Below are 22,936 nucleotides of genomic sequence, written 5' to 3'. Positions count from 1 at the left end.
GTCACACCCGTTCCCATACCGAACACGGAAGTTAAGCTCTTTAGCGCCGATGGTAGTTGGGGGCTTCCCCCTGTGAGAGTAGGACATCGCTAGGCTATATGATAAAATTATTCCGAAGTAGCTCAGTTGGTAGTAGCACCTGACTGTTAATCAGGTTGTCGCAGGTTCGAGTCCTGCCTTCGGAGCCATTCTTGGAGAGTTGTCCGAGTGGCCGAAGGAGCACGATTGGAAATCGTGTAGGCGGTTAACACTGTCTCAAGGGTTCAAATCCCTTACTCTCCGCCAGCACTTTAAGGATTTTTTATTCCAAACGAAGGCCCCTTGGTCAAGTGGTTAAGACACCGCCCTTTCACGGCGGTAACACGGGTTCGAATCCCGTAGGGGTCACCATTTAATACCCAGATGGAGGATTAGCTCAGCTGGGAGAGCATCTGCCTTACAAGCAGAGGGTCGGCGGTTCGAGCCCGTCATCCTCCACCATTATTTAAATAAATCACCTTATTATCGCGGGGTGGAGCAGTGGTAGCTCGTCGGGCTCATAACCCGAAGGTCGTTGGTTCAAATCCGGCCCCCGCAACCAAAATGGTCCCGTGGTGTAGCGGTTAACATGCCTGCCTGTCACGCAGGAGATCGCCGGTTCGATCCCGGTCGGGACCGCCATTTTTTTAAAAATATGGGTCAGTAGCTCAGTTGGTAGAGCATTAGATTGAAGCTCTAAGTGTCGGCGGTTCGATTCCGTCCTGACCCACCATATTTTTTTTGCCGGTGTAGCTCAGTTGGTAGAGCAACTGACTTGTAATCAGTAGGTCGTGGGTTCGACTCCTATCGCCGGCACCATGACTTTCCCGGAGGGGTAGCGAAGTGGCTAAACGCGGCGGACTGTAAATCCGCTCCTTAGGGTTCGGCGGTTCGAATCCGTCCCCCTCCACCAGTTTTTTATTCATAGGGGCATAGTTTAACGGTAGAATAGAGGTCTCCAAAACCTTTGATGTGGGTTCGATTCCTACTGCCCCTGCCAATTAATTAATTTCATGGCGGTTGTGGCGAAGTGGTTAACGCACCTGATTGTGGTTCAGGCATTCGTGGGTTCGATTCCCATCAGTCGCCCCATATAATTTAAAACAATAAAATATATAGTAATATGGCGGTTGTGGCGAAGTGGTTAACGCACCTGATTGTGGTTCAGGCATTCGTGGGTTCGATTCCCATCAGTCGCCCCATTTATATATTTAACTTTTGGGGTATAGCCAAGCGGTAAGGCAACGGATTTTGATTCCGTCACGCCCTGGTTCGAATCCAGGTACCCCAGCCATTTTTTGCGGAAGTAGTTCAGTGGTAGAACACCACCTTGCCAAGGTGGGGGTCGCGAGTTCGAACCTCGTCTTCCGCTCCAAATATTATGGCGGCATAGCCAAGTGGTAAGGCACAGGTCTGCAACACCTTTATCACCGGTTCAAATCCGGTTGCCGCCTCCATAATTTATTACTCAATCGGTTTATCCGATTTTTTTTATCTCCATTATGCCGGTGTGGCGGAATTGGCAGACGCGCACGACTCAAAATCGTGTTCCTTTGGAGTGTCGGTTCGACCCCGACCACCGGTATCATATTTAGTAAAGAATCCTTGTATATAAGGGTTCTTTTTTTATTGTAGTAAATTTATAGAAAGCATTTAAGATTCTCTCAAAATCTATTTTTTGAGAGGATTTTTTTATACGCACCATGGATTGTTTATACACAGTAAAGAATTTTTAACAATATTCGTCTAAAACTTCTTTATATCATATAGGTACTTAAAATTTCAAATAAATCAATTCTCAAAATATGATCTAAAGCCAGCAAAGATTGATTTGTATACTTTTGTAAAGGGTGATAGAGTTAATAACTATTAAAAGAGGTTTTTTCAAAATGTTGAAGTGGATGGGAATGTCAGTTCTAAACTGGACGAAATTATAAGAATTATACAGATTAAGTAGTTTAGGGAGGTGCTTAATCATCTTGACTCGGAACACACAATGATATAGGGAACGAACTGATGGAAAGGAGAATTTACAATGATAAAGAGTGGCAAAAAGGCAAATATTAAGGCACTTACTGTTATTCTAATGTTGTTGGCAATAATGTTCTTTGTAGTACCATCGAGCAATGCAATTTTTGTTAATAAAATGATAGCAGATGAAAACAATAGTGATCATATAAAGGTGACTGCCTCAGACTTAGTTATACCAACTAGGGCTAGAATTATAGGCGAAGGTTATCCAATAAATGAAAATGGGCAAACGTATGGTCCTAATATGGGAAACTTAATGCTTGTTGAACCTGAATTAATGTTGGCAGAAGGCGAGAGCGGTGTATTAGGATATATTTATCAGCCTGAAGGCATACCTTCTCCAAATAAGCTAGATGAATATAATAAATCATTCAAAAAATCGACGCCATTATATTTACAGGATGGTAAAACGATTATTGGTACATTTTATTTTTATTAGTCTTTTTATATAAATTGAGTCCAAATTTCTAATAGTTAACATCGTAATAGGGGTGAAAGCATGAAGGGAAACGATGACAAAAAGGATGAGAAAGAAAATGATTATTATGCAGAAGCTTCAAGATTTACACTTGCTATTATACTTGCAGCTTTATTGATTTGGGCAATATATGACTTATTTAAAAATGATGAAAGCAATGGTATTCAATGGGTATTGATACCATGTATAGTTTTAGTTCTTGAAGTAAACTAGGCGTTATTTAATAAGAAAAGATTATAAAAAAAGAGATGGAAGGTAATTTGAATTTATTGCATTTTCAAACCGGATTAATTAGTAGAAATCAATAAAAACACGAGGTGATGAAATGAAAAGTTCAAAAAAATGATGGTGAGTGTGTTGTGTTCAACTTTATTTGTTGCTGGTCCAGTTAGCATTATTAATAAAAGGTAGCATTAAGCTACCCATTAATTTATTTCACCGGTTTCTAATTTTTTGTTTAAAACTATATAGTCCATTTTGGAAAAGGTTACTGTTACTCTATCCAATCTATTTCCACCAGGGTATAAAAGTAATTGTTGATTAAATTTTATACCTAAAGGTCCAACCGTTTGATAAATAAGATTTAGAATTTTAAAACATTCCAAATCTACTCCTTCTTTCAAATGATTTTTAATATTAATAGTAACCGCATCTTCAACTTCAATAAATCTAGGTTTTCGAGGGGAAATATTATGTGCTTTACAAAGCCTTCTTAACAGATTTTGATAATAATCTAGCTGTTTCATTTAAACCACCTCTTTTTAAATCATATCATTATTAAGTAAAAAAGAATATAGAAATGGAGGTTATTTTATGAAAAAATGTTTTTTATCAACAGTTTTCATGCTTTTTTCTTTAGTTTTAGTTTCCCCTGCATTTGCAAGTGAAACAGACTCTCCGGCATTAGAAGATTTCATTGAAAAAGGTGAGATCATCTATATGGACGATGAAATAACAATTAGAAGTTTTGGAAATGATCAAGAAGTTTCTGAGGCAATTTTTAATCACCCTGATAGTGTCACAGCAACTAACGAGAATCCTATTTTGCGTTCATCAATTACTGGTCCTGGAGGTCGAGCAAGTATTGTAGATGCTGATTCAGGTCGAGCTGTATTTTGGTCTGTTAAGCCTGCTACAGCGTGGCCATATAATTTTTCTGGTACTGTAAAATTAAGATACCATTCTGGTTTTGCTAGAGATGCAAGTGTTGGCGGTATGGGAGCTTTAGGTTCAACTGTTAGTGGTATGGTAACAATGAATAAAAATAATGGTGGGGTTGCATACCTTGAAGGTACAGCTTACGCAATCTCTGGTGATAAATACACAATTTTACCGGGAGTACACACTTCATTTAGACCAAATTGATTAAAAAGAGTAGCAATTGCTACTCTTTTTATTTTGCAAACGAGTAGAATGGCGCGCAATTCTAAGCCCATAAATTAACTTTAATGTACAGTTAAATATTTTAAGATTGAATGTTTTACTTTTAGCTTGGCAGTCTTCGCCACTTTAGGGTGAGTAGTATGGTTAAATTATTGTAGGAAAAGACATAATGCCTGATAAGTAGTATTTACGATGAACAGAGAGGGTATGACCATGAACAGACACTTTTTTATTGCAGTTCCACTTCCTTCAGACATTAAAGCAGCTCTTAATGAAAAATGTGAAAAAATGAAGATAGATTTTCATTTTAAACGATGGGTTCATCAGGAAGATTATCACATCACTTTGGCTTTTTTAGGTCATGCAGATGAAGAGCAATTACAGGCTGTAATGGATGAAGCAAGGGAAAATCTTCTGAACGTTCTTCCATTCGAATTAACAATTCAGGGGTTCAAAACTTTTGGAAGAAAAGAATACCCCAGAATTTTATGGGTGGATCTGCTCGAATCGCAGCAATTAAATGTTGTGCAAGAAATAGTATACCAAGACTGTATGAAGGTTGGATTTGAATTAGATAAGAAGCCCTTTGTCCCCCATATAACTGTTGCAAGAAAGTGGGATGAAGCATGCGGGAAAATTCCCTCAGAGGCATTGATGGAAGAAAATTTTCAGCTTCCTAAATTTCTAGTAGAAGAAGTGGTATTGTACGAATCAAAAATAGAGAAAACCCCAAAATATTATAAAAAAGCTGTCATTCGTTTAGATGGCCAATAATTTTACAATCAGCTCGTAAACCTAAAAAAGAAAGGGTTTATGAGCTTTTTTTGCTGAAGATATTTTATTTTTAATAAATAGTTCATCTTCCGTTCATTTAAGGATTTTATGCTAAGGATGTAAAAAGGAATGGAGGAGTTAACGATGAATCTTGCGTGGAAAGAAATTAAGAAGAGTAAAGTAAGATTTTTAATATTAGGGTCAATTGTTTTTCTAGTTAGTTTATTAACTTTTATTATTTCTGGTTTGGCGAACGGATTGTCACAAGATAATGCCGCTCTCATTAAGGATTTACCACAAGGTCAATTTTATATGAATAAGGATGCAGATCAAACGTATAATCTGTCAAAAATAGATAGCAGTACACAAAATGAAATATTGAGCAAAGAAAAAGATGCTGTAGCTTTTTCATTACAAATGGGCTTTTTAAATGATCAAGACAATAAGCAGCAAAGCGTTGCCTTTGTTTCATCGACCGATTCAGCGTTATTTGAAAATGTGAAACGTGGGGAAGTCATATTAGACAGCTCAATGAAAGATAAAGGAATTAAAGTAGGAGATACATTAACGAATAATCAATTTAGTGGCAAGTTTGTAGTAAAGGAATTTGTCGACCAAAAGAAATATAGTCATGCACCTGTTGCTTATATTAATAAAGAGGATTATAAAGAAATTTACCGTGTGGATGAAATGCAGATGATTTTCGTCCCAGACGGAGAATCTTCAAAAGAATTTGCTGGATTACAATCATTTTCAAATAAAGAATTTCTTAATACCATTCCAAGTTATAATGCAGAACAGATGTCATTAAATATGATTGTTTGGTTTTTAGTAGTCATTAGCGGGATGCTGTTTGCGATCTTTTTCTATATGATGAATGTCCAAAAAATCGGCTTATACGGAATTCTAAAGGCCATTGGTTTGAAAACAAGCAAGTTATTCAAAATGATATGGACACAGATGGCCATCATTACAGTTATTTCACTTATTTTATCTGTAGCCTTAAGCCAGGCCTTTAATTTAATTGCGCCAAAAGGAATGCCATTCACTTTAACAATCGCGACAACCATTCAATTATCGATTGTATTTCTAATTATCGGGTTTATTGGCGCTACAATTTCAGGGATTCAAATTAAAAAAATCGAACCATTACAAGCGATACAGCAAGGAGAGGCTTAATATGACTTTATTTAAAATCGATGAAGTTAGAAAAACGTTTACGAATGGCGAGGTAGAGGAAGAAATACTTAAAGGGATAGATCTTTCATTAAAAAAAGGAGAAATAACTGCATTGGTAGGTGCATCTGGATCTGGTAAAAGTACGCTTTTGACAATTGCCGCGGGACTTCAGCCTGCAACAGATGGATATGTTACATTTGAGGGAAAAAACCTGTCTATCATGAACGCTGAAGAGGTTCGAAAAGTACGAGCAAGTGAATTCGGGTTTGTCTTTCAGTTTGCACACCTTGTACCTTTTCTTACAGTTGAGGAGCAACTGCTGCTAATGCTAGATGTTTCTGAATCAAAATTGAAGAAGCAGGAACAAAAAAATGAAGTTGATCGCATACTAAAATTAGTAGGGATGGACCATCGAAAAATGGCTTATCCTCAATCATTGTCCGGCGGGGAGAAGCAACGTGTTGCGATTGCTCGTGCAATCATTCATAAACCGAAAGTTCTATTCGCAGATGAACCAACTGCTAGTTTAGATTCACAACGATCAAAAGAGGTTATGTTATTAATTAGGGATTTAACTAAAACGTTAAACATTACTACTTTAATGGTGACACATGATGAAGAAATGCTTGTTTATGCAGACCGTATTATTAAAATGAGCGATGGTGTCATTTTGCAAGATGTTACCTGAGATAGAGCAATAGAAAGCCACAACCACAGCTATTGATGGTTGTGGTTTTTTTTTGAATCACTGTAACGTTGAAATGATTTCAGATTAGGCGCAAATTACGAATTTTTTTAAAAGGCCTAGTGTTAAGTTACCAAATCAATAAACTAATGAAGCATATTGTAGAAGGAAAGGAGGAGGTGAGTTGAAATGGCGTTTGTTATTGCCTTAATAATTGTATTAGTAGGGTTAATAGCGGCATTCCAATTAAACGAAGGACGTTCAGAAAAAGGGAGATATATCGTTTGGGGTATCATTATAATGATTGCGTTTGCACCATTTTTATCATTTTTAATTGGCGTACTATATGGAATGATGGTTAGAACTGGTTGGACAGCATCGATTATGATGATTTTATTTCCTATAATTTTTATCATAGGGCTTATTATATTATTCTTAGGTATTTATAAGAAAAATGAAGAAGAGCATAAATAAAGGGGTTAATTCGTTCAGTGTTTTTGTTATCTAAATTATCAAGGTAAAAAGCCGCGAGACTCCTAGAATTGTTTTTTCGATATAGTGTAAAAAATGTAGCGAAGGAGCCTTATGCCTTCGTGTCCAACATCCTAACTTTTTTGCCCTGATGCGGGTCGTACCTTGCCGGCGGAAAGGCATAGCGGTTTTTTACCAATTAGAATATTTATGTCAATCGAGCTTTTCGGCTTACTTTACAGACCATTCTCATTAATGCCCTGTGTAACGAAGGAAAGATCGAAAAGACAACATCCATCGTTTTACGCATAGGCATAGGAAAAATAATAGGCTTATTTTTGTGCACGCCTGCAATAGCGATTTTTGCTAGTTGCTGTGGAGACATCATTTTTTGCTTTTTCAATTGTTTGGACATCGCCGATTGATCGATATTAATAGCTGTTGCTTTATCAAAAATAGGTGTATCAATAAAAGTCGGACAAAGTGTACTTACCTTGATGCCAAATTCCTCAGCTTCATAGTGCAGTGATGTTGTTAAGCCCACAACAGCATGCTTCGTAGTTGAGTATGCCGCTGAAATAGGAGATGGTCCCAACCCTGCTGCTGATGACGTATTAATGATATGTCCAAAACCTTGCCTCTTCATGATTTGATACCCAACTTGTGTACCATAAACAACGCCCCATAAATTAATATCCACAATGTCTTTCCAATCGTCAATCGACATATCATAAATTTCACCATACATAGCTATACCAGCATTATTGAACAAATAATCTAATCTTTGAAATTCCTCATATACATTTGTAATGACATGTTCGACATTTTTATAATCGGTTACATTTAATTCAACAAATCGAGCATTTGAAGTATCTTTATTTAGTTCTGCCTCTAGAAGACGTCCATCATGTTCGTTAATATCTGCAATAATAACAAATACATGTCGACCTACTAACTCTTTGCAAATAGCCTTTCCTATACCTGATGCACCACCAGTAACAATCGCAATCTTTCTCATAATCATCACCCTTCGTATGAATTCCTACAATTGAAGCTTTTCAATAAAGGCTGTGTATTCTTCCACGACAAGTTCTGCTCCTTTACTATTTAAATGAACGCCATCCAAAGTTAAATGTAGCCCTCTCTTTTTGGATAATCGGTCAATTCGCAAAGGATTTTTATACAACAGTACATCTTTCATCACTCGCATAACATTGGTGTTCATATACTCTGAACTACTAACATGTTCTAATTGATGCTCAAAAACCTCTTGTATATTTAAAAAGCTAACATTTGCATACTTAGAAGAGATGGCCTGAATAATGGAGGAGAGCTCTTTTAATTCCATATTGGGCGTGTTTTTTATTTCCTCTCCTATTAATGCTGGTGTTACTAAAACTACATGTTTAGAGGAGGCTAAAATCATTTCTAAAACATTTACATAGTAATCTTTAAATTCTTGATGATCTTTTGTAACTGGCTGTGCCTGTACTTTCAAAAGTTTAGTGTAGACATCATTGACACCAATCCAAAGAAAGCTTAGATCATAATAAGTAGCTAGCTTCGATTTCTCTAAACGAGTGTGTAAGCTTTTCACTGTCTCACCAGGTTTACCGAGATTATCAAATTCGATATGTTGATGTTTATCTGTTAGTCGTTTAAAAAATGAAACCCCTGGCCGACCTTCTGTTAAGCTGTCTCCGATACATGCAATTTTCACTTATATCCCACCTTTTAGTTCTCTTAATAAAATGGTAACTGCCTGATTAAAGAGTGGCTTTAGTGCTTTAAGCTCCTGCGTATTTGTAAGCTGACATAAACCTCCTAGCCATGTGCCTAGTAGAACTGTCCACTCATCAATATTTCCATTAACAAATTCTCCTCGATCAATGCCTTCTTGAAGGATCGCACGGTAAGCACCCATCGGTACAATCGCTAAATTGTATAGTTGTCGCACTGATTCAGGGCTTGATTTTGGATTGGAAGCTAACTCTTGCCCTGAGCTTAATAAAGGTGTTTGGTAATGATAGAGAACATGCATAGCCATGCCATATAGTTTCTCTGTTGCCGTGGAGTAGGTACATTCTTTTTGGAGCCATTTATTGTGCCAATCTTGCATTGTTTGTTGTGCTAGTAGTACAAAAAGCTTTTCTTTGTTCTCAAAATGGTAATAAATATGTCCCTTGCTGTAGCCTGAAGCGGTTGAAATATCTCCGACTGATGTTTGATTATAGCCCTTTTGAGAAAACAAACTAACCGCATGTTCCATAATTTCAACTTTTGCTTTCTTGCTATCATAACGTCTTTTATTCAATGATTTACTCCTTTGATAATTTGAACGGTCGTTCTAATTTTAATATACGATATTTTACTGTTTGATTAATGGTTAAATACCTAAGTCATCAAGTTTTCACAATTGTGTAATCCCATCTCTCAGATGAAATTGGGATGATATTCGTTAAACCTCACGTTATGATGATGAAACTAATAGAGGAAATATCCATCAAAATGGTGAATAATAAATTATACAAAAAATAGGAGGGTGAATTAGATGGGGAAAGTAATAGGGTTTGAATTAAATAGTCAGGAGCCTGAAAAAGCGGCTGAGTTTTATGCCGAAGTTTTTGGTTGGGAGGTAGCTGCACCTAATTGGGAATATAGGGGCGTAACAACTGGGGATGTTAGTAAATCAGGGATTAACGGTGGTATTGCAAAGGGGCCACATGACTACCCTTTTGGAACACGTATTCAAATTGAAGTTGATTCTATCGATGAAGCCATTTCTAGAGCTAAACAGAATGGCGCAGTCATTGTGCGTGACAAAATGGAGTTCGATGAGTTTTATCTTGCCTATATGGTAGACCCAACTGGACTAGGCTTTGGCCTGATTCAAAACAAATAATCTGTTTGATTAACAAGTCTCTGCAATGGATTGTGGGGGCTTTTTTTGTTAATGCTACAGGAAAAGCAAGTCTCCTATTAATGAGGAGGCTTGCTTTTTGTCATGCAGTATCTAATCTAATGTAATATGAAAAAAACGATGAAGTGCTTGTCTCCAATCCTTTTCGTTATGAGTTGAATAGGTCGTTAGGGATTGTCCCTCGTATATACGGAATTCATTGTTAAGCATTGTGTGTCGTCCGCGAGGGGTACGAATCATAGCGATTTTATTTTTTTGTTTAGAAAGTCTTGGCGCAAACTTTGCATCGTTAGCGTCATCGAAAAAACTATAAAGTAAACGCCAATCATGTTTTCTTTGTTCGTACAGCATCCAGCCATTCGCTTCATCTCGTTCAATTTTATAAAGTTCATTACCTTCACGGTGTTGATGCCCAGCTATTAGTGGCACTGGCTTACAAGGAGCTACAGCACCTACTCCAACATCTGAAATATATGATTGCCCAGCGAAATGGACAAGCAATAGCTGGTGCATAGGTACATCCTTAACAGGAGTATCTGCTTCAACGTTGCGCCAAAACTGTGCATAGCGATTGGTTACAGAATAGCCAAGCTCGCGAAGTAGCCAACTAAATAAAATATTTAGTTCAAAGCAATTGCCTCCACGATGCTGAATAATAATTTTTTGAAAAAGGTCAGGGATAGCGAAGGAGATGCCATATTTCAAGGCAACATCTAGGTTCTCATAAGGAATTATATGTAGATGTCTAGTTTGGAGCTGACCAAGTAGCTTAATAGAGGGCTCTAAAGATCCTTGAAATTGAATAAGCTTTAAATATTGCTGTATTTGTGAATTCATAATATCGCCTCACTCCTTATTAAATAACATAACCGAAATGGCTAAAGAATACACGTGAATATTAGTAAGAAAATAATAGGAAAATAGGTAAATAACTAGTAAAATTAAAATGTTAGCTACTATAAAGAAAAATATTTCCTATTAGTTTAGTTAATAATAATGATTGTAAGGTAGGTATACGAATGACAAGCGAAATTAAATGCGAAATGAAATGGATAGAAGTAAATTCATACGATGAAATGAGCGAAGTAGCAGCGGATATTTTCACTAAACAATTACAAGCAAAGCCAGCAAGTATTTTAGGATTAGCAACTGGTGGTTCTCCTGTAGGGATGTATAAGGAATTAGTGAAACGCCAACAAGCTGGAAATATATCTTTTAGCGACGTGATTACTTTTAACCTAGACGAATATGTAGGTCTCGATCAATCAAGTCCCGCAAGTTATTGGACATTTATGCATGAGAACTTATTCAATCATGTAGATATTAAGGAAGAAAATATACATTTACCAAATGGTAAGGCAGAGAATTTAGATGCTGAGTGTGTCGCTTATGATGCTCGAATCAAGGAAGCGGGAGGAATTGACCTTCAGCTATTAGGCATCGGCGTTAACGGACATATTGGCTTTAACGAACCGGGTACATCTTTCGAATCTCTGACTAATATTGTAGAGTTAACAGAATCTACACGCACAGAAAATGCCATCTATTTTGATGACTCTAAGGATGTACCGACGCATGCTATTACAATGGGCATTCAATCTATTATGAATGCTAAAGAAATCGTCCTAATTGCATTTGGTGAAAAAAAAATAGAGGCTATGGAAAAATTAAGAAGTGGGTTCATCACAGAAGATTTCCCAGCAAGCCAATTATTAAACCATCCGAATGTAACGGTTATTTACGGCGGAACAAAATAGAAATTAAGCGTAGACTTTATATTTTTGAAGTCTGCGCTTATTTTTTTGGATTCGAAAGAAGAGCTAAGGTGACGGAAAGAAGAGCCAAGGTGGCGGATAGAAATTAGAGCGACGGAAAGAATGGCTCAAGCGACGGAAAGAAGGGCCAAGGCGACGGATAGAAAGGCGAGAGCGACGGAAAGAATCGACAAAGCGATGGATAGAGAAGCCAAAGTCGTGGATAGAACAGCCAAAATCGTGGATAGAGAAGCCAAAGTCGTGGATAGAACAGCCAAAATCGTGGATAGAGAAGCCAAAGTCGTGGATAGAACAGCCAAAGTCGTGGATAGAGAAGCCAAAACCGTGGATAGAACCGACAAGGCGACGAAGAAGAGCCAAGGTGGCGGATAAGAAATTAGAGCGACTGAAAGAAAAGCCGAAGCGACGGATAGAAAGGCGAGAGCGACGGAAAGAATCGACAAAGCGATGGATAGAAGCCAAAATCGTGGATAGAGAAGCCAAAATCGTGGATAGAGAAGCCATAGTCGTGGATAGAGAAGCCAAAATCGTGGATAGAGAAGCCATAATCGTGGATAGAGAAGCCAAAGTCGTGGATAGAACAGCCAAAGCCGTGGATAGAACCCCCAAAGTAGTGGATAGAACCTAAAAAGGGAGGCGCATTCACCCGGAAATTTAGATGTCATAGGCACTAGCTTCGCCATTAATCAATGCTACAATATTATCTATATGCTAGAATGAGAAAAACACTAGGAGGGGTTAGGGTGAAAAGCACCGTACCACATTTAGAAAAGGGCGATACAGTTGGTCTTGTGGCTTTATCAAGTCAAGTAAAGCCCGAAAAGCTAGGAGATGCAATAGCCTTTCTTGAAGAGTTAGGTCTTAACTATATAATTGGAGATACTATTCAGGCAAAGCACGATTACCTGGCAGGTAGTGATGAGGAGCGTCTAGCTGAATTTCATGAGATGGTAAGCAATCCAGAGGTGAAGGCAATTTTTTGTGTTAAGGGGGGCTATGGCTCTGCGCGTATTGCGGAAAAGATTGACTACGGACTGCTTGAGGAAAATCCGAAAATCTTCTGGGGCTTCTCTGATCTTACATATTTACATTGCGCGATTAATGAATATGCTAATTTAGTGACGTTCCATGGACCGCTCCTTATGTCTGTAGACAGAATAGATGATTTATCAAAGAAAATGTTTTTACAGTTATTTTCACCGATGGAATTACAGTATACGGAGGACATTGCCCCGTTAACAACGATTGCACCTGGTGTTGCTCGCGGTCAGATTATTGGTGGGAATCTACGTCGCCTTGTTAACACATTAGGTACTAAATTTGAAGTGAGCACGGAAGGTCGCATTTTATTGATTGAGGATATTGCAGAAACTATTCCAAGAATCGATTCGATGCTGCAACAATTAAAACAGGCGAGAAAGCTTGAACAGTTAGCAGGTGTTATGATCGGTTCCTTTACGCAAACGGAAGCGGATGAAGCGGCACTTTTGACTTTAATGAAGGACTATTTTGCGGATTTAGGTGTTCCAGTTGTGGCAGGCTTTAAAATTGGTCATGATTCAACGAATATTGCAATTCCATTAGGAGTAGATGCCATTTTAGATGCACAGGAAAAGGCACTGAAAATTTTGCCTGGTGTGCATTAAAAAGAAGCGCTCAGCACTTTATATTGTGCTGAGCGTTTTACTGTAGGTTATTATTAATAAGGCTCTGCGTCATGCCCTTTATCTACAGCCTTTTTAGGGGCTTCATCACCATTTATATTGCCAAGTGGCTTTGAGGAAGATGAATTATTTCGAGCTTGTTGTAACCCTTCTTTTAACAAGCGACCATACTCCTCGTCTGCTTCCTCCGCTAATGCAATCATCGCCTCTTGAATGGCACTGTCGCAAACTGCTAAATCACGAATTAAGTTTTCAAGCAGCTCATCTCGCTCCCATTGTTCAAAATTGCGATATGTTTCTCCAGCTTGCTTTGTATTGCTTTGACGATCAATGGATTCCCGAACGAGATTGCCTTCCACAAGTGGTGTATGTTCCTTAGCCGTTTGAGTAGCCTCTTTTAAACCATTTAACATCGAAGGCTCGTAGTTTATATGAGGATTTTGCCCTGGAGCTAAATCACGCTTATACAGCATTTGACCACCGTTTTGATTGGTTGCAACTCGTTTTTTAGGGGCATTGATAGGAAGCTGTAAATAGTTTGCACCTACGCGATGACGCTGTGTATCAGAGTAGGAGAAGGTACGCCCCTGTAACATTTTATCGTCCGAGAAATCCAAACCGTCCACAAGCACACCTGTACCGAAAGTAGCCTGTTCGACCTCAGCAAAATAATCTTCTGGATTTTTATTTAACAACATCTTACCAACTGGATACCACGGGAATTGATCATTAGGCCAAAGCTTCGTATCGTCTAATGGATCAAAATCAAGCTCTGGATGTGGACCATCCTCCATAATTTGGACGTTAAGCTCCCATTCAGGGTAATCACCCTTTACAATTGCATCGTATAAATCCTGTGTAGCATGATTGAAGTTTTTCTTTTGGATTTCTTCCGCTTCTTTTTGTGTTAAGTTTTTAATGCCCTGTAAAGGTTCCCAATGATATTTTACAAGGACGGCTTTGCCTTCACTATTGACCCATTTATACGTATTGACGCCAGAGCCTTGCATCATTCGATAATTAGCTGGAATACCCCAAGGCGAATAAACAAATGTCACCATATGAAAGGATTCTGGAGAGCTTGCACAGAAATCAAAAAAGCGTTCAACGTCCTGAATATTTGTAATGGGATCAGGCTTAAAGGCGTGAATCATATCAGGGAATTTCATAGCATCGCGGATAAAAAAGATTTTTAAATTATTGCCGACTAAATCCCAGTTACCATCCTCAGTATAAAATTTTACAGCAAAGCCTCGTGGATCTCGTAATGTTTCTGGTGAATGGCCACCATGAATAACGGTTGAGAAACGCACAAAAACAGGCGTCTGCTTGCCCTTTTCCTGAAATACTTTAGCTCTTGTATAGTTAGAAATAGGCTTATCCCCGACTACTCCGTATGTTTCAAAATAGCCATGCGCCCCAGCACCTCGAGCATGAACAACACGCTCAGGAACTCTTTCGCGGTCAAAGTGACTTATTTTCTCTATAAAATCATAGTTTTCAAGGGTTGCAGGTCCTCGATTACTGACAGTTCGTATATTTTGATTGTTAGTAATAGGATGCCCCTGTCGATTTGTCAAGGTCATGTCATGCTCGTCTGTTGAATCATGTTGTTTTGTCATTGTATAACCCCTTTCTTTTGATATAGCCATTTTGTCCATGTTAGTGAACAAATAGACATGAAAAAACTCTCTTTCATATGAGGTGGAAGAGAGTTAATGAATGCTGTTTTTTTAGGGGGGCATACAATAAACAATGGTCTATAAATTGATTTTATTTATAATTTAGCCTTTTAACCTCATCTTTTAATTGAACTAATAATCTATTTCATCCATTGTTAAAGCAAGATGAGGTAATTACATGTACTTGATTTATGCGAATTAAAAAGCTCTCCTACACACAAGGTGTAAGAGAGCTATTGGATGGCGTTTTCAAATAAATGTCAAGTTGATTTGAGTATGGCCATTGCTCATAGTTGGTTATTAGTCATTGGTCATACAGTAACAGGTAACTTGTCATTGGTTTAACTATGTTAGCTCTAAAAGCTAGTTGTGAAAACAGCACATCCAACTCGGTTTGGAGTCTCACCGCCCCGAGATTTAGAAATAACGAGAATCATCAAAGTTGATTTCAACACTATAATTCTTTGCATTGATAAGATTCGATAATTTATGGGCATCTTTTTCTAGTTTAATAGCACGTTCACGATACTCATCTGGCTCATACATCGCAATTTCATAAAGCATTGTATTTTCACCATAACCCATGCGTACACTCTCTTTTTCATGCATACTAAACTGTTTGCACAGCTCGGCATCTGCGCGGAGCTGTGTTGCGAGCTCAATTGCTTCAACTAATGCTAGTTTTTCCCCTTTAAAGTCTACTGAGCTTTTTATATTTGCTTCATATACTAAACGATCTAATGTGCGGACATCGAGACGTACTTGAGCTAATTCTGCTTCAATTACTGTCATTGTACGATTACTTGTTTTGGGTGTTTGCCCTTTTTCAACAGTTACAAAAGCGCTACGATGTAATTCGTTAACAAGCTCCTGAACTTTTTTTGCTAAAATACTTTTTAGCTTAACGGCTTCTGCAAGATTAATCATGAAAACACGTCCTTTTACAGTGTAGTAGATGGTGCTACGTTTGTTAATAAGGCCACTTTATAATCGCCGCCATGAACTTGGTTAAACATCTTACCGGCAGAGGCAAGAAGCTCTTTTGCATTTTCTTCTGATAACGATGGGCGAAGGTAGAAAATATGTAGAGCCTCGGTCGTTTCCTCTGAAACAGACGTGCGTTTAGAATCGACAAATGGTGACCCAAACGCTCCCTCAGCATCACAGCTATATAGGATATTTGTTAATGAATTAAAACGTCCATTTAAGCCCTCATAGCCAGTTTCCTCGTTGCCAAGTGCAATCTCTATATGGCCTTTTAGTTTAGCCACATCATATAAGCCTACTGGAATTTCATATTGGAGGGAGAAGAAATTATTTAAATCAACACCTGAGTGAAGAGGTGTTAAATAATTTTGCTTACTAATTCGGCGCATTAAGCTTTCTGCTGAGTGACGATAGCGGTTCGGATCTGCGCCAAGCTTTTTCCATAGTTGTCGCCATTCTGCGATACCCTCTCGTTGCGTTACAGGACGATCCTGCATTTCTAAAAAGAGATTTTCCTGATACAATTGCATGCGACCTTTAATCATTTGAGGCGATTCTGCAACGACAATTTTGGTATAATGAATAATGCCGATTTTTAGCTCGGGATGTTGTGTCAATAGAGATTGATTAATTGAAATTTCCATAAAACATCACCTACTTTATCTATTTCTATTATTGTATCATGTCAGGAGTTGGAAATGAAATGAACATACATGACCTACAACGTGAATTTGTGGCGTATGCAATGTCCATTGGTGTAGACAAAATTGGTTTTACAACAGCAGCTCCATTTACAGAATTAAAAAATAGACTGCGCCGTCAGCAAGAACTTGGCTATCAGTCTGGCTTTGAAGAAAGCGATGTTGAAAAACGTACCGAACCCCTACAATTGTTAGAGGGAGCAGAGAGCATTGTGGCGATCGCTGTAGCCTATCCGTCGCGCATGCAAAATGCACCTGTTGGCAAGAAGGGAGCAAGACGGGGGATTTTTTGCCGTGCTTCCTGGGGTGTCGATTATCATACAGCATTACGTGAGCGATTGAAATTATTATCAGCCTGGCTTGAGGAGCGTATAGAAGGGGCACGTATTGAATCAATGGTTGATACGGGTGCACTTGTGGATAGGGCAGTTGCAGAACGTGCAGGGATAGGCTGGAGCGGAAAAAACTGCTCGGTTATTACGCCTGAGTTCGGTTCTTATGTATATTTAGGAGAGCTTATTACGAATATCCCTTTTGCGCCTGATAAGCCTATGGAGGATGAATGCGGGGATTGCCGTTTATGTTTAGATGTTTGTCCAACAGGCGCGTTAATCGAGGGGGGACAGCTAGACTCGCAGCGTTGTATAGCTTTTTTAACGCAAACTAAGGGAATGTTACCAGATGAGTTTCGTACCCATATTGGTAATCGTTTGTATGGCTGCGATACATGCCAGACCGTATGCCCAAAGAATAAAGGGAAAATAAACTGGATACATGAGGAATTTAAGCCTGATCCAGAGCTTGCAAAGCCATTACTTGTTCCACTTTTAACGATTTCAAATCGTGACTTTAAAGAAAAGTTTGGACATGTTTCTGGTTCGTGGCGGGGGAAAAAGCCAATTCAACGCAATGCTATTTTGGCACTTGCGCACTTTAAAGAAGAAGCTGCGGTACCAGATTTAGTAGCACTTCTTGAAAAGGATGAACGACCTGTTATTCGAGGAACAGCAGCATGGGCTTTAGGTAAGATAGGCGGGGAGCAGGCCCAATCTGCATTACTTGAGGCAAAAGCAAAAGAACGAGACGAGGAAGTACTCGTTGAAATTGATAAAGGTTTACAATTTTTTAGTTAAGGAAGTGTACCGTTATGCCATTGCATATCGTTTTATATCAACCAGAGATTCCAGCGAATACAGGAAATATTGCACGCACATGTGCTGGAACAAATACCTCACTACATTTAATTCGCCCTCTTGGCTTTTCCACAGACGATAAAATGCTAAAACGTGCTGGCTTAGATTACTGGCATAGTGTCAATGTCGTATACCACGATTCGCTAGAGGATTTTTTAGAGGCATCCAAAAATGGCGACGTTTATTTAATTGAGACATATAGTGAAGAGCCATTTACGACACATGATTTTAGTGATAAAGATCGTGATATTTACTTTATGTTTGGAAAAGAAACGACGGGCTTACCAAAGGATTTTGCGTATGAACGTCGCGATATGTGCTTACGTATTCCACAGAGTGAGCATGTTCGTTCACTCAATCTATCGAATACAGCAGCCATTGTTATTTATGAAGCGTTGCGTCAACAAGGATATCCAGGATTACATTAACAAAAGCAGTTCTCTCATAGAGGAGAACTGCTCTTGTTTTTTTATTAGACGTAAAGTTGCCTGTGAGTCCTGGCGAGCGACGGATAGAAATACGCAATCGACGGAAAGAACGCCACAAGCGACGGATAGTCCCCGAGGAGTGACGGAAAACCGCCTGCAATCGACGGATAAAACCTCATAACCGATGGATAGCCCTTTACATCATTTTTAAAATTTCAATAAAATCACGTTACCTGATGGATCCTCAGTTTGGAAACCTCCATCAATATTAGTAACAGGTGCACCAATAGCACGGAGATTTTCTTTCATTGTTGTTGCTTGCTCTTCATTATCCAGACGTAATGAAAATGTTTTTAAGCCAACCTGATTTTCACCAAGCTTCGGTGCATTCTCAGAATACCAAGTGTTTAAACCGATATGATGGTGATAGCGGCCAGTTGAGATAAATAAAGCTTGTGCCCCATAGCGAGTGACAATCTCAAATCCTAATCCCTTTGTATAAAATTCCTCTGCGGTAGCTAAATTAGAAACTGATAAATGAATATGCCCCATAACCGTATCAGCAGGTAGGCCATTCCAGCTACCGTCGCCTTCCTCTAATATAGAATGGACTTTAAGCGGTTCAGTCACCATATGCACTTGATCGAAATGCCAAGTCCATTCACTTTCAGGGCGGTCCGTATAAACTTCAATTCCATTTTTATCAGGGTCACTTAAATAAAGCGCTTCACTGACATCATGGTCAGATGCTCCGAAGTACACGCCATTGTTATGGAAATGAGTAATAATATTTGCTAAATCACGACGAGTAGGCAATAAAATGGCAAAGTGATAAAGGCCAGTTGTAAAGCTTGTTTTTTCCTCTACTGTTTCGGGTTGAACGATTGTCAGTAAAGCTGTTTTACCATCAGCAGTTAAAGTTGCTCTATGAGATTCCTGATGTAAAACGTTAAAGCCAATTACCTCCTGATAATAAGTTAATGAACGTTGTAAATCACTCACTTTAATTTCAACATTTGTGACATATGTGTTAGGTTTTTCATGAAAATGCATAGTATATTACCTCCGAATAAAAGTTATTATTAATTATCAACTTACTTTATGTAAGTAAGTTTATTTTATAAAGTGCGGAAAGTCAAGTAATTATATTGTTCCAATAAATAAGTGAGCTAACCGGAGCGGCTATCGGACGTCCTTATGAAAGCACACAGTCTGAACTGAAACCAATCACACGTAATGATAATGGGCTGTACAAATGGGTTTTCTTATGAATTTTGATCTATTATCGGAAGGTTGATATGTTATTTCGAAATGTATGTCATATGAATAGTTGATTGTAGTGGAGACTGGGCGACTCCTTGGGGATTAGCGATATTGAGGAACGAAGGCTAAAAGCATCACGTCCTGTGATAACGCCTTCGTGACCAACAGCGTGTTGGCCCGAGACCCTGGAGCGCAGCGAAGCGGCTCATCGGACGCCCCTAGGAAAGCGCCCAGCCGGAACGGAAATCAACCTCTCGCTTTGCTGAAGAGCCAATAATATGACTCCTTTATTTCATTTATACCCTAGTTTTTCAACAACAAAAAAATCACTAAGCACATATTCATGCTTAGTGATTTTCTTGAAGTATTATTTGTCTGATCTGTAGTTGCCTTCGTAACCAGCAGTGAAAATAGCAGTTAAGAACGCTACAGTTACACCAATAATTAATATTAAACTCATGGAAGAACCCTCCTCATGTTTATAAAGACATCTTTTTTTAGTATAGCCTATCTACTATAAAAATGAAACGATGTAGCGGAATAAAATATGTCAGAAATGGTTCGGAAATAACTATTTAGGGAAAACTATAAGAGAGGTGATGATAGTGGAAAAAAAGGTTCCAAATATCGAAAACGGTACAATGGCTAGAAATTTTAAAGATTTGCAGGATTTAGGAAAGCAGATGGAGCATTTGCGTGATGGTCAAGAGCTTGTAGAAGACGATCGAATTCCAGACCCTATCCAAGTAGATGATTATGAAGAGAAAGCAGAAGAACAATAAGCAATGACCTCGGAAATTTTCCTTATGTTTCTTAAAACCAATTTTTTGTATAATGGAACTAGGAAAAGAAAGGGGTTGTTATTCTTGAATTTACAATCAACAAAAACATTAGCAAACGATGTGGAAATGCCTCGCTTTGGCTTAGGTGTTTATAAAATGACAGAGCGCGATGAGACTTTACAGGCTATTGATAAAGCTCTTAAATATGGCTACCGAGCTATAGATACGGCTTCTCTTTATGGTAATGAGGCCGAGGTGGGCGAAGCTATTCGTCATTCAGGCGTTAAACGTGAGGATATTTTTGTGACGACAAAGGTTTGGAATAATGACCAAGGTTATGATGAAACATTACGAGCTTTTGAAGTATCTTTGAAAAAGTTAAATATGGACTATTTAGATTTATATTTAACGCATTGGGCAGTTCCAGAAACATTTGAAGAGACGTATAGAGCAATTGAGCGTTTATATGATGAAAAATTAATTCGTGCAACAGGGGTCTCAAATCACCATGAGCACCATTTACAAAAGCTATTAGCTAAAGCAAATATTGCACCAATGGTCAATCAAATAGAGGTGCATCCATATTTACAGCAAGACGCATTAAGAGCATATTGTAGTGAGCATGGAATTGCTGTTACGGCATGGTCTCCATTAGGTCGCGGTGGTGTGCTTGATAATCCAACGATTATGGAAATTGGCCGCGAAATAGGGAAGACAGCTGCTCAAGTAGTGCTACGCTGGCATTTACAAAATGATACACTTGTTATTCCAAAGTCTGTGACACCTAGTCGTATTGAGGAAAATGCACAGATTTTTGATTTTGAATTAACACTAGCACAGATGGATAAAATAACTACAGTAAATCGCAATGAACGATTTGGGCAGGACCCAGATAACTTTAAATTTAATTTTTAACTACTTTTCAGCGGGTGTCCAAAAACCGCTGAAATAGAGGAACTCAGTCTAAGAACGCCACGTCCTGTGGCAACGACTGAGTGACCAACGTCGTGTTGGCCCAAAGCCTCCGGCGGATGTCACGGAATCGGAAATGAGTTCTTAGGGGATGTTAGCCTAAGATCATCGCATCCATGCGATAACGGCTAACTGACCTGCATCGGTAAAAGCGCCACGTCCTGTGGCATTATCGAAATGACCGACATCGTGTCGGCCCTCGTGCAGGCCTAAGCACAAAGCCGCCTCTGGATGCAATTATGCCGAGGCATAATTGATTAGAAATCCCGCTCTTTAACTAAGGCTGTTTTCTCAAAGTTTGTTGCAGTTAAAACATAAGGCTATTTTCTTGCAGAATGCTACACAAAATTTTGAAGTCAGCAAAAACAGAGTTAATTTCTACGCATTTTTGTAGATTAACTCTGCTTTTTTATTTTCCGCAAACCGAATCTTTAACTAAAGCCACTTCTAACTACGCTCACCCTTTTTTCCTAAAGGCTGAATCTAACTATTGGGGTGCAGTTCATATTCAGATGCTTTTTAAACAGATTCAGTGGTTTACTGTTATTCAACTGACAATAGGTGCTTAAACTTAACTGACTTTGAGTTCTCTTAGAATTAAAAGAACACCAATTCCATAAACAATAGACATTGCTAAAGGTACTAGAGTGAAAGCTTGACCAACAAGGAAGCCACCTAAAATTAGAGCAGAAAGACAGATTCCTAAAGTAACAAATAAATAAGCTTTGCTTTTATAAATCCATATATAAGGCAGAAAATGAGAGCCTGCAAGTAAACCAATTGTGAAGGGCAGGTATTCAGGTATTTTCATATACACAATTATAAATACGGGTATATAAAAAGCTTGAGGAGCTGCTACTATTCCACATAAAGTACCTAAAGGGTTGTCAGTAGAGAGTATATTAACACCTAGAATTTTACTAATGACAAACCCAATAGGAAAAATGACACCTAAGCCAAATATCCAAATTAAACGTACAGCTTCTATTGGGAAAACTAAGGGCATTAGGGTGAAAATTAAAAAGACAACGGCGCCAGAAAGCAAAATGGGGTATCCTTTTTTTGCTTCAAATATAATTTCTTTTTGTAAATTTTCAAGTGTTTTATTCATAAACGCACTCCCTTTCGTAAAATCGGCAAAAGATTTCTATAATATACCATAATTAGACTATTTTTACCACAGATTATACAATAATGGAATTTTTGGCATTAATGAAGTCTATGGAGAAATTGCTTAGGAAGGGAAATTTAATTACTGCACTGTTTCTAGATTTAATCTGTCTTTATGTTTTAATAGCAACAATCTACAATCTTTTAGAAAACAACCTTAACTAAAGAAGTGGGTGGCATAGTGTTGAAAATAATATGCCCTTTAAAAGAGGACGATTTCCATTCCATGTTATTAGCTTTCCTATAACCAAGCGTTGAGTAACCTTCCATTTCAATTAACGAGAGCGTAAAAATTTTATGCATTTCAAAAGTAAACGTTATGGCTACTTACCATAATCGAACGGAATTGATTTATAACAATGATGCGATTGTAAATCTAC

General features: G+C 38.3%; 26 protein-coding genes, 16 tRNA genes and 1 rRNA gene. 33 read left to right on the top strand and 10 right to left on the bottom strand.

Annotated features, from left to right (window positions below):
* The 19 genes from rrf to ACQKN2_RS14745 all read left to right on the top strand — a co-directional run.
* A 5S ribosomal RNA gene (gene rrf / locus ACQKN2_RS14835) occupies nucleotides 1–95 on the top strand; the annotation flags it as partial.
* A gap of 16 nt (nucleotides 96–111) precedes the next feature.
* Nucleotides 112–188 (top strand) — tRNA-Asn (locus ACQKN2_RS14830).
* Nucleotides 189–193: 5 nt separating this feature from the next.
* Nucleotides 194–285: transfer RNA gene (locus ACQKN2_RS14825), tRNA-Ser, on the top strand.
* Nucleotides 286–315: 30 nt separating this feature from the next.
* Nucleotides 316–390 (top strand) — tRNA-Glu (locus ACQKN2_RS14820).
* A 14-nt stretch (nucleotides 391–404) separates the two neighbouring features.
* Nucleotides 405–480 (top strand) — tRNA-Val (locus ACQKN2_RS14815).
* Nucleotides 481–505: 25 nt separating this feature from the next.
* Nucleotides 506–580 (top strand) — tRNA-Met (locus ACQKN2_RS14810).
* Between the two features lie 4 nt (nucleotides 581–584).
* Nucleotides 585–660 (top strand) — tRNA-Asp (locus ACQKN2_RS14805).
* Nucleotides 661–675: 15 nt separating this feature from the next.
* Nucleotides 676–751 (top strand) — tRNA-Phe (locus tag ACQKN2_RS14800).
* 10 nt (nucleotides 752–761) lie between these two features.
* Nucleotides 762–837 (top strand) — tRNA-Thr (locus ACQKN2_RS14795).
* A gap of 10 nt (nucleotides 838–847) precedes the next feature.
* Nucleotides 848–931, top strand: a tRNA-Tyr gene (locus ACQKN2_RS14790).
* A gap of 13 nt (nucleotides 932–944) precedes the next feature.
* Nucleotides 945–1,018, top strand: a tRNA-Trp gene (locus ACQKN2_RS14785).
* A 16-nt stretch (nucleotides 1,019–1,034) separates the two neighbouring features.
* Nucleotides 1,035–1,110: transfer RNA gene (locus ACQKN2_RS14780), tRNA-His, on the top strand.
* Nucleotides 1,111–1,144: 34 nt separating this feature from the next.
* Nucleotides 1,145–1,220: transfer RNA gene (locus ACQKN2_RS14775), tRNA-His, on the top strand.
* A gap of 17 nt (nucleotides 1,221–1,237) precedes the next feature.
* A tRNA-Gln gene (locus ACQKN2_RS14770) sits at nucleotides 1,238–1,312 on the top strand.
* 6 nt (nucleotides 1,313–1,318) lie between these two features.
* Nucleotides 1,319–1,393: transfer RNA gene (locus ACQKN2_RS14765), tRNA-Gly, on the top strand.
* A gap of 8 nt (nucleotides 1,394–1,401) precedes the next feature.
* Nucleotides 1,402–1,475, top strand: a tRNA-Cys gene (locus ACQKN2_RS14760).
* A gap of 47 nt (nucleotides 1,476–1,522) precedes the next feature.
* Nucleotides 1,523–1,603, top strand: a tRNA-Leu gene (locus ACQKN2_RS14755).
* Nucleotides 1,604–2,053: 450 nt separating this feature from the next.
* Nucleotides 2,054–2,488 (top strand): hypothetical protein, encoded by a 435-nt coding sequence (locus tag ACQKN2_RS14750; protein ID WP_427415619.1) that lies wholly within the window; start codon nucleotides 2,054–2,056, stop codon nucleotides 2,486–2,488.
* 60 nt (nucleotides 2,489–2,548) lie between these two features.
* Nucleotides 2,549–2,740 carry a hypothetical protein gene (locus tag ACQKN2_RS14745; RefSeq protein ID WP_427415618.1) on the top strand — a complete coding sequence of 64 codons (192 nt, stop codon included), beginning with the start codon at nucleotides 2,549–2,551 and terminating at the stop codon, nucleotides 2,738–2,740.
* 212 nt (nucleotides 2,741–2,952) lie between these two features.
* Here ACQKN2_RS14745 and ACQKN2_RS14740 read toward each other — a convergent pair whose 3' ends face one another.
* The gene (locus tag ACQKN2_RS14740; RefSeq protein WP_427415617.1) at nucleotides 2,953–3,273 is read right to left on the bottom strand and encodes a hypothetical protein; all 321 of its coding nucleotides are present in this window, start codon (nucleotides 3,271–3,273) and stop codon (nucleotides 2,953–2,955) included.
* A gap of 67 nt (nucleotides 3,274–3,340) precedes the next feature.
* Here ACQKN2_RS14740 and ACQKN2_RS14735 point away from each other — a divergent pair, with 67 nt between their 5' ends.
* The 5 genes from ACQKN2_RS14735 (at nucleotide 3,341) to ACQKN2_RS14715 (ending at nucleotide 7,022) form a co-directional block, all read left to right on the top strand.
* A complete protein-coding gene (locus tag ACQKN2_RS14735) occupies nucleotides 3,341–3,892 on the top strand; it encodes a hypothetical protein (protein WP_427415616.1) in 552 nt (183 codons plus the stop codon).
* 210 nt (nucleotides 3,893–4,102) lie between these two features.
* Nucleotides 4,103–4,684: an RNA 2',3'-cyclic phosphodiesterase gene (thpR, locus tag ACQKN2_RS14730; protein WP_427415615.1), complete on the top strand. Its 582-nt coding sequence runs from the start codon at nucleotides 4,103–4,105 to the stop codon at nucleotides 4,682–4,684.
* 144 nt (nucleotides 4,685–4,828) lie between these two features.
* On the top strand, nucleotides 4,829–5,863 hold the full coding sequence (locus tag ACQKN2_RS14725; protein WP_427415614.1) for an ABC transporter permease: 1,035 nt from the start codon (nucleotides 4,829–4,831) through the stop codon (nucleotides 5,861–5,863).
* A 1-nt stretch (nucleotide 5,864) separates the two neighbouring features.
* Nucleotides 5,865–6,551 (top strand): ABC transporter ATP-binding protein, encoded by a 687-nt coding sequence (locus ACQKN2_RS14720; protein ID WP_427415613.1) that lies wholly within the window; start codon nucleotides 5,865–5,867, stop codon nucleotides 6,549–6,551.
* 186 nt (nucleotides 6,552–6,737) lie between these two features.
* Complete coding sequence (locus ACQKN2_RS14715) at nucleotides 6,738–7,022, top strand: hypothetical protein (RefSeq protein ID WP_427415612.1); 285 nt, start codon at nucleotides 6,738–6,740, stop codon at nucleotides 7,020–7,022.
* Nucleotides 7,023–7,227: 205 nt separating this feature from the next.
* On the opposite strand, the gene ACQKN2_RS14710 is transcribed toward ACQKN2_RS14715, so the two are convergent.
* Genes ACQKN2_RS14710 through ACQKN2_RS14700 form a run of 3 tightly spaced genes read right to left on the bottom strand, consistent with a single transcriptional unit; the run spans nucleotide 7,228 to nucleotide 9,333 of the window.
* Nucleotides 7,228–8,043 (bottom strand): SDR family NAD(P)-dependent oxidoreductase, encoded by an 816-nt coding sequence (locus tag ACQKN2_RS14710; RefSeq protein WP_427415611.1) that lies wholly within the window; start codon nucleotides 8,041–8,043, stop codon nucleotides 7,228–7,230.
* Nucleotides 8,044–8,061: 18 nt separating this feature from the next.
* On the bottom strand, nucleotides 8,062–8,739 hold the full coding sequence (locus ACQKN2_RS14705) for an SGNH/GDSL hydrolase family protein (RefSeq protein WP_427415610.1): 678 nt from the start codon (nucleotides 8,737–8,739) through the stop codon (nucleotides 8,062–8,064).
* Nucleotides 8,740–9,333: a TetR family transcriptional regulator C-terminal domain-containing protein gene (locus ACQKN2_RS14700; protein WP_427415609.1), complete on the bottom strand. Its 594-nt coding sequence runs from the start codon at nucleotides 9,331–9,333 to the stop codon at nucleotides 8,740–8,742.
* A gap of 237 nt (nucleotides 9,334–9,570) precedes the next feature.
* On the opposite strand from ACQKN2_RS14700, the gene ACQKN2_RS14695 reads away from it, so the two are divergent.
* Nucleotides 9,571–9,921, top strand: a complete 351-nt coding sequence (locus ACQKN2_RS14695) for a VOC family protein (protein WP_427415608.1) — start codon at nucleotides 9,571–9,573, stop codon at nucleotides 9,919–9,921.
* A 111-nt stretch (nucleotides 9,922–10,032) separates the two neighbouring features.
* Here ACQKN2_RS14695 and ACQKN2_RS14690 read toward each other — a convergent pair whose 3' ends face one another.
* On the bottom strand, nucleotides 10,033–10,776 hold the full coding sequence (locus ACQKN2_RS14690; RefSeq protein WP_427415607.1) for an arylamine N-acetyltransferase family protein: 744 nt from the start codon (nucleotides 10,774–10,776) through the stop codon (nucleotides 10,033–10,035).
* A 206-nt stretch (nucleotides 10,777–10,982) separates the two neighbouring features.
* On the opposite strand from ACQKN2_RS14690, the gene nagB reads away from it, so the two are divergent.
* The 4 genes from nagB (at nucleotide 10,983) to ACQKN2_RS14670 (ending at nucleotide 13,360) form a co-directional block, all read left to right on the top strand.
* Complete coding sequence (gene nagB, locus ACQKN2_RS14685; RefSeq protein ID WP_427415623.1) at nucleotides 10,983–11,696, top strand: glucosamine-6-phosphate deaminase; 714 nt, start codon at nucleotides 10,983–10,985, stop codon at nucleotides 11,694–11,696.
* A 120-nt stretch (nucleotides 11,697–11,816) separates the two neighbouring features.
* Nucleotides 11,817–12,086: a hypothetical protein gene (locus ACQKN2_RS14680; protein ID WP_427415606.1), complete on the top strand. Its 270-nt coding sequence runs from the start codon at nucleotides 11,817–11,819 to the stop codon at nucleotides 12,084–12,086.
* Entirely contained in the window at nucleotides 12,076–12,342 is a 267-nt protein-coding gene (locus ACQKN2_RS14675) for a hypothetical protein (RefSeq protein WP_427415605.1), read from the top strand. The genes ACQKN2_RS14680 and ACQKN2_RS14675 overlap by 11 nt, the downstream gene beginning before the upstream one ends.
* 115 nt (nucleotides 12,343–12,457) lie before the next feature.
* Nucleotides 12,458–13,360: a S66 peptidase family protein gene (locus tag ACQKN2_RS14670; RefSeq protein WP_427415604.1), complete on the top strand. Its 903-nt coding sequence runs from the start codon at nucleotides 12,458–12,460 to the stop codon at nucleotides 13,358–13,360.
* 53 nt (nucleotides 13,361–13,413) lie between these two features.
* Here ACQKN2_RS14670 and ACQKN2_RS14665 read toward each other — a convergent pair whose 3' ends face one another.
* From ACQKN2_RS14665 to ACQKN2_RS14655, 3 genes are all read right to left on the bottom strand, one after another.
* Nucleotides 13,414–15,000 (bottom strand): catalase, encoded by a 1,587-nt coding sequence (locus tag ACQKN2_RS14665; protein WP_427415603.1) that lies wholly within the window; start codon nucleotides 14,998–15,000, stop codon nucleotides 13,414–13,416.
* Nucleotides 15,001–15,477: 477 nt separating this feature from the next.
* Nucleotides 15,478–15,987, bottom strand: a complete 510-nt coding sequence (locus ACQKN2_RS14660; protein ID WP_427415602.1) for a hypothetical protein — start codon at nucleotides 15,985–15,987, stop codon at nucleotides 15,478–15,480.
* A 14-nt stretch (nucleotides 15,988–16,001) separates the two neighbouring features.
* A complete protein-coding gene (locus ACQKN2_RS14655; protein ID WP_427415601.1) occupies nucleotides 16,002–16,691 on the bottom strand; it encodes a B3/B4 domain-containing protein in 690 nt (229 codons plus the stop codon).
* Nucleotides 16,692–16,750: 59 nt separating this feature from the next.
* On the opposite strand from ACQKN2_RS14655, the gene queG reads away from it, so the two are divergent.
* On the top strand, nucleotides 16,751–17,881 hold the full coding sequence (gene queG, locus ACQKN2_RS14650) for a tRNA epoxyqueuosine(34) reductase QueG (RefSeq protein WP_427415600.1): 1,131 nt from the start codon (nucleotides 16,751–16,753) through the stop codon (nucleotides 17,879–17,881).
* A 14-nt stretch (nucleotides 17,882–17,895) separates the two neighbouring features.
* Nucleotides 17,896–18,369 (top strand): tRNA (uridine(34)/cytosine(34)/5-carboxymethylaminomethyluridine(34)-2'-O)-methyltransferase TrmL, encoded by a 474-nt coding sequence (trmL, locus tag ACQKN2_RS14645; protein ID WP_053485736.1) that lies wholly within the window; start codon nucleotides 17,896–17,898, stop codon nucleotides 18,367–18,369.
* 207 nt (nucleotides 18,370–18,576) lie between these two features.
* Here trmL and ACQKN2_RS14640 read toward each other — a convergent pair whose 3' ends face one another.
* Nucleotides 18,577–19,422, bottom strand: coding sequence for a VOC family protein (locus tag ACQKN2_RS14640; RefSeq protein ID WP_427415599.1), 846 nt, complete (start codon nucleotides 19,420–19,422; stop codon nucleotides 18,577–18,579).
* 815 nt (nucleotides 19,423–20,237) lie between these two features.
* Between ACQKN2_RS14640 and ACQKN2_RS14635 the strand changes: the two genes are divergently transcribed.
* Nucleotides 20,238–20,414 carry a hypothetical protein gene (locus tag ACQKN2_RS14635; protein ID WP_199777816.1) on the top strand — a complete coding sequence of 59 codons (177 nt, stop codon included), beginning with the start codon at nucleotides 20,238–20,240 and terminating at the stop codon, nucleotides 20,412–20,414.
* Nucleotides 20,415–20,498: 84 nt separating this feature from the next.
* Nucleotides 20,499–21,329, top strand: a complete 831-nt coding sequence (locus ACQKN2_RS14630) for an aldo/keto reductase (RefSeq protein ID WP_427415598.1) — start codon at nucleotides 20,499–20,501, stop codon at nucleotides 21,327–21,329.
* A 628-nt stretch (nucleotides 21,330–21,957) separates the two neighbouring features.
* On the opposite strand, the gene ACQKN2_RS14625 is transcribed toward ACQKN2_RS14630, so the two are convergent.
* Nucleotides 21,958–22,497, bottom strand: a complete 540-nt coding sequence (locus ACQKN2_RS14625; protein WP_427415597.1) for a DUF7010 family protein — start codon at nucleotides 22,495–22,497, stop codon at nucleotides 21,958–21,960.
* Nucleotides 22,498–22,936: the final 439 nt, after the last annotated feature.

The sequence above is a fragment of the Lysinibacillus sp. NPDC093688 genome (genome assembly GCF_050280145.1).
Lineage (GTDB): Bacteria > Bacillota > Bacilli > Bacillales_A > Planococcaceae > Lysinibacillus > Lysinibacillus xylanilyticus_B.
Note: the sequence above shows the minus strand (reverse complement) of the source record. Positions and strands in the feature narration are given on the sequence as shown.